This window comes from Neglectibacter sp. CSJ-5, assembly GCF_032490475.1.
Classification (GTDB): domain Bacteria; phylum Bacillota; class Clostridia; order Oscillospirales; family Acutalibacteraceae; genus Hominenteromicrobium; species Hominenteromicrobium mulieris.
Window position 1 is genome coordinate 1 of record NZ_JAVYJC010000017.1, and the last position, 5,416, is coordinate 5,416.

The window sequence follows — 5,416 nt, forward strand, 5'->3', positions numbered from 1 at the left end:
TCCCTGCTGGACTGGTTTGAGGCCTATGGCCGGTCTGTACTGGCGGAGCCGCTTGAAGATGTGTTTGTCGATGAGGCAGACAAGAAGTTTTACGAGGTGGCGAAGTTCTGCGGAGCGGTGCTGGTGACTGGCAATCTGAAACACTTTCCGGAAGATCCTTTGGTCATGAGCGTTGCGGATTTTTTGGAAAAAAGAAGAAGCTGAGTAGGGGCAAAACCGCATGAAAACGATCCGAGAGATAGCCAACGAGCTTGGCGTTGACAAGCAAAAGGTCTATCGTTTCATCAAACAAAACCACATCAATGAAGCACATCATGAAGCACTTCAACGAAGCGGTGTGAAGTACTATGATGAAGCGGCTGAAACCCTTATAAAACAAGGCTTTTTGGACGAAACCGCATCAAGTGAAGCACATCATGAAGCACATCAAAACCGCATCAATGAAGCGGTTTTTGATGCGGTTATTGAGATGCTACAAAAGGAGCTTGAGATAAAAAATGAGCAGATCAGAGAGCTGAACGAGCGCCTGTCAGAGTGCAGCGCAGCTTTGCTGGCGGCACAGCAGACGGCGCAGGCAGCGCAGGCACTTCACGCCGGGACAATTCAGCAGCAGCTAACAGAAGGAGCCGCCGATCTGGAGCAGGAGCAGCCACAGGCCGATGTGGCGTCCGGCGAAAAGAAAGGTTGGTTTATCCGCTTGTTCGGTAGGTAGGAGCAGTCAGACAAATCGGAACTTGAGGAAGGAGATGATTGTATGAAAAAGTTTATAGCATTGCTTTTAGTATTGGTCTGTGTGCTTGGCTTGGTCGGTTGTAGCAGCAAGTTGGTAGAAGGATCAGAAAAGACCTATTCTGGAACTGTTACCGATAGGGCTATGAGTGTTGTAAATGAGGGAGATAGGCAAGGGCGTTCATACATCATAATTTCTACTGGTGATGAAGATATTTGCTTTTGGCTTACAAAGGATTGTGAAACCAATGCAAAGATTGGGGATGAAGTAATTATCGAAAGTGCAATAGAAGAACAGACAGACTTGCTTATTGCAACAAGTATTACAGTTGAGTAAATCCCAGTTTGTCGGTGCGGTTTGGCTTTCGGGTTGCCGTCCGGCTGCCCTTTGCAAAGGGTAAAGAGGACCGGGGAGCCGCCCGCAGGCGGCAGGGGCAGTGCCCCTCTGGAGCGAGGCAGCGCATGACCGGCAGCACAAGCAGCCGGTGGACGCAGCCAGCTCCAGCAACCCCCGCGGGAGCGCGCAAAAGCACTTTCATACTGCCAGCCCGTAAAGGGCGGCGGTGTGAAAGTGCTTTTGCGTTACTTTCTCACCAGAAAGTAACAAAGAGGTTGCCTTATCGGTAGCTGTATGGTAAAATGGAAGCAGGATAAAACACGGGAAAACAGCGCAGAGGAAAGGAAGGGTGAGAGGTATCGGAACAACCATTTCCGGCATGATGGGGCATGGCAGCATCCGGCATAACAACCGGGAGTTCACAGCAGCCAACGTAGACCGTGAACGGTCGGGGCAGAATATCGTTTTTGTCAACGAGGATCTGAAGCAGACCTATAACAACCTGTTCGGTGAGGCGCTGGAGGCATACAACGCCGGGAAGAAAAAGACAAGGGACAAGATCCCGGACTACTACGAGCATATCCGGCAGAGCAAGCAGGAGAAGCTGTTCCATGAGGCCATCTTCCAGATCGGCAATCTGAATGACTGCGGCTGCGGTACGGAGGGCGGCCAGCGGGCAGCGGAGGCACTGACAGAGTTCGCAAAGACTTTTCAGGAGAGGAATCCCCATCTCCATGTGTTCAACATGGTGCTGCACATGGACGAGGCCACGCCGCACCTTCATGTAGACTATATCCCCGTGGCAACGGAGCAGACGAGGGGCCTTTCAACGAGAGTTTCCATGAAGCAGGCGCTCAAGCAGCAGGGGTTTACAGGCGTTGGCCGGAAACAGACCGAGTGGAAGGCTTGGATGGAGCGGGAGAAGGAAGTGCTGACGGAGATCGCCCAGCAGCATGAATTTGAAATTATCTCTCTTAGCAGCAACCGGCGGCACATGGAGCTGCCGGAGTACCGGGCGGCGATCCAGGAGGCCGAGGCCGTGCAGGAGCAGACAGCGGCAGCCTTGCAGGAGCTGGCAGATATGCAGGAGAAGAAAACGGAGTTGAAGGGAGAGATTAAGTCGCTCTCCGGCACTGTGGCGGCGCTGAAGGCCGCAGAACGGGTGCGGGTGGACTTCGATACCATCCAGCCGGAAAAAACGCTCACAGGGGCCGTCAAGGGCGTTACCGTGGATCAGATCCGGCAGCTAAAGGATGAAGCTATGACTGGAGCTGCCGCAAAGCAGACGGTCGTAGATCTGAAGAAGAAAAACGCTGTGCTGGAAGAAGAAAAAGCAGAGCTGAAAAAGAAGATTCCTTCCGTCCATGAAAAGATGGAGGCGGCAGCGCAGCGTAGCCGTCTTGAAAGCCAAAATCGGCAGCTATGGAGTGAAAACGAGGAGCTGAAGGAGGCACTGGAGGAAGAACGCAGCTTTTCGGATCGGCTGCTGGAGGGCATTGATCGGGTACTGGATATGCTGGAGCGTCACCTGCCGAAGCAGCTTCTCCACCTCGTCGATAAGGCGAGAGACCTGTTGCCGGAGCATCAGACTTACCGGAAGGAAAAACAGCACGAGAGAGGCCATTCCTGGGGCGATATGAGCCTGTAAAAATAGCCTGTCCGAAAGGCTTGCAACCGGCACTCGGACGGGCTATAATAACAGGTGAAAACAGGGAAAAAAGTATTGATAATATATGCCCCCCTAAGAGCCGTTGGCTCAAAACAAAAAGAAAAATTTTCTCTCAGAAAGGGAGAAAGTCGGAGAGGAAAAGGGGGTGTGCGGAGGGGTGTGGGAATGTGGTAAACCTGAAAGGTTTTCCATCATTTCCATGCCCCGGAGCGAGGGGGAAAAGGGGAGGTGACTTTCTCTTTAAGCCGCCTTTGGCGGCGCTCTTTGGCTTCCCTTTTCCCCCTTCCCGCCCGCAGGCGTTCCCCGCCGCAGCGGATTTTCTTTTTTGCTTCTTTTTTCTTTTTCTGGACAGGAGGTGTTTTTATGGCTATGGATCAGCAGACGGCTTTGGAGCGGCAGCAGACGCTTTATCGGGAGAAGAATGCCCATCTTCGTCAGTATCTGGAGCCGGTGGAGCCGTATGAGTTTTACCGGGAGATATTCCCGGAGGGATCTTTTGAGCGCAGAGGTCACTTTGAGGATGCTAAGGGAAACGGTATCGCTCTGGTAGTCCCTCCGAAGTCAAAAGTGGTGCAGGAGAACGGCGTTGCACTGGAGATCAAGGGCGATGGTAAAGCCAACCGTCATGTGATCACGGACGAGCTGAGGGAACTGGAGGACATCAAAGGTACGGAATTTACAATCATGTCTCCTATCTCATATTTTGGCCGGCAGCGCCGGGGGCAGAACGCCAGGTATCTCTATGCGATGGTTTTTGATCTGGACGGCGTAGGGATGCCGCAGCTCCGGGACACGCTGCATCAGATGAACAAGGATATTATTCCCAAGGCCACCTTCGTGGTAAACAGCGGGACCGGCCTGCACCTGTATTATGTGCTGACGGAGCCGATCCCTATGTACCCGCAGAATCAGAAGATTTTGAAGGAACTGAAATACGCCCTCACCCGGCAGATCTGGAACAGGTTTACCTCGTCCATCAAGGAGCCGCAGATGCAGGGCATTTTGCAGGGCTTCCGTGTGGTCGGAACCAGCTCCAAGCTGGGGAAGGACTATCCTGTGGTAGCCTATCGGTATGGCGGTGCGGTGGAGCTGGAGAAGCTGCTGGACTATATCCCAGACAGCAATGGGGAACAGCAGCGCATACAGGCGCTCATGCGAAAGAGCCGCTTGTCTCTGGCCGAGGCAAAGGAGAAGTACCCGGACTGGTATGAGCGCCGGGTGGTGAAGAAGGAGCGACGGGGGCGCTGGACGGTGAAGCGGGATCTCTATGACTGGTGGCTGCACCGAATCTCCGATGAGATCCGTGTGGGGCATCGGTTCTACGGAATTATGACGCTGGCCATCTACGCTAAAAAGTGCGGCATAGACGAAGCGGAGCTGCGCAGGGACGCTTTCGCTCTGCTCAAGCCCTACGATGAAATGAGCGAGGAGGACATCAACCGTTTCACGAAGGACGATATTGTGTGCGCTCTGGAGATGTTCAATGAGGACTATGTGACCTTTCCGAGAGATGATATTGCCAAGCTCTCCGGCATGACCATGCCGGTCAACAAGAGAAATTGGCGCAAGCAGGAGGAACACTTGCGCCGTGCGAGGGCGGTACAGAATATCGATTATCCGAATCATGAGTGGGCAGGACGTCCAACAGCAGAGAAAACAGTTTGTTTTTGGCGGCAGCAGCATCCGGACGGACGTAAGGTGGACTGCCATCGGGACACTGGTCTTGATCCCAAGACGATCCGAAAATGGTGGGACAGCGAACCGTCTGCGGTGTGGCAGGAGGACGGCCACATGGTGGCACGGGTACGGCCGTCACAGGCGTTGAGTGATCTGCTGGTGGATGCCTTGAAAAAGGGTGAGGATTAGGGTTGATTTTCGTGTGTTTATTGCCGCAGGACGGCGCTTCCAGCCCTCCGAGGGTAACTATACCACCCCCTCTGAAACGAGGCTAAAAACCGGCATAAAATCATGTTTTTTGACCTCTATATGTCCACGGTACGCCGTGGACAGAGAGAGAAAAATCACGGAACAAGAATAAATTCGTTGACAATCGTGCAACACTATGGGTATAATATAAGCGAAAGGAGTGATCGTATGAACTTCTATACTGTACGAGATTTGAGAACCACGCCCAAGAGCATCTGGGAAAATCTTTCCGCAGATGGAGAGGTTATCATCACCAACAACGGCAGACCGACGGCGATTCTCTTTGATATTGCGGATGGCAGCTTCGAGGAAACGGTGAAGGCAGTCAGGCAGGCAAAGGCCATGATCGCCTTTAATTCCATGAGAGCAAAGGCCGCAGCCAACGGCTACATGAGCGACGAAGATATTGAAGCTGAGATTGCCGCAGCTCGCCGGGGGGAATGATCGCTTATGCTGGTGGTGATAGACACAAACATTCTGGTGTCGGCACTCTGGTCGAGAAACGGAGCGCCCGCCAGAGTAGTCAGCATGGTGCTGACAGGAGATATTGTTCCCTGTTATGATTACCGTATCCTGTGCGAGTATCGGGAAGTGCTGCAACGTCCAAAGTTTGGGTTTTCAAAGAGCGAGATCAATTCCCTGCTGGACTGGTTTGAGGCCTATGGCCGGTCTGTACTGGCGGAGCCGCTTGAAGATGTGTTTGTCGATGAGGCAGACAAGAAGTTTTACGAGGTGGCGAAGTTCTGCGGAGCGGT

6 protein-coding genes and 1 pseudogene are annotated in these 5,416 nt (G+C 53.0%); all 7 read left to right on the forward strand.

Going from position 1 to position 5,416, the window contains the following annotated elements; genetic code table 11:
* Positions 1-204 (forward strand): annotated as a pseudogene (locus tag R2K26_RS15285) (hypothetical protein); the annotation flags it as partial.
* Positions 205-220: 16 nt separating this feature from the next.
* Entirely contained in the window at positions 221-712 is a 492-nt protein-coding gene (locus R2K26_RS15290) for a hypothetical protein (RefSeq protein ID WP_177828946.1), read from the forward strand.
* Positions 713-754: 42 nt separating this feature from the next.
* Positions 755-1,066 (forward strand): hypothetical protein, encoded by a 312-nt coding sequence (locus tag R2K26_RS15295; RefSeq protein WP_177828948.1) that lies wholly within the window; start codon positions 755-757, stop codon positions 1,064-1,066.
* Positions 1,067-1,415: 349 nt separating this feature from the next.
* The gene (locus R2K26_RS15300; protein ID WP_316523407.1) at positions 1,416-2,714 is read left to right on the forward strand and encodes a plasmid recombination protein; all 1,299 of its coding nucleotides are present in this window, start codon (positions 1,416-1,418) and stop codon (positions 2,712-2,714) included.
* A gap of 384 nt (positions 2,715-3,098) precedes the next feature.
* On the forward strand, positions 3,099-4,601 hold the full coding sequence (locus R2K26_RS15305) for a hypothetical protein (RefSeq protein ID WP_177828939.1): 1,503 nt from the start codon (positions 3,099-3,101) through the stop codon (positions 4,599-4,601).
* 228 nt (positions 4,602-4,829) lie between these two features.
* Positions 4,830-5,105, forward strand: coding sequence for a type II toxin-antitoxin system Phd/YefM family antitoxin (locus tag R2K26_RS15310; protein WP_177828941.1), 276 nt, complete (start codon positions 4,830-4,832; stop codon positions 5,103-5,105).
* Between the two features lie 6 nt (positions 5,106-5,111).
* Positions 5,112-5,416 (forward strand): putative toxin-antitoxin system toxin component, PIN family (locus R2K26_RS15315; RefSeq protein WP_316523411.1); only part of this gene is annotated, 305 nt, incomplete at its 3' end.

Coding starts and splice junctions, on each gene's coding strand:
- R2K26_RS15290 (WP_177828946.1), top strand. CDS start 221: ATGAAAACGATCCGAGAGATAGCCAACGAGCTTGGCGTTGACAAGCAA.
- R2K26_RS15295 (WP_177828948.1), top strand. CDS start 755: ATGAAAAAGTTTATAGCATTGCTTTTAGTATTGGTCTGTGTGCTTGGC.
- R2K26_RS15305 (WP_177828939.1), top strand. CDS start 3,099: ATGGCTATGGATCAGCAGACGGCTTTGGAGCGGCAGCAGACGCTTTAT.
- R2K26_RS15310 (WP_177828941.1), top strand. CDS start 4,830: ATGAACTTCTATACTGTACGAGATTTGAGAACCACGCCCAAGAGCATC.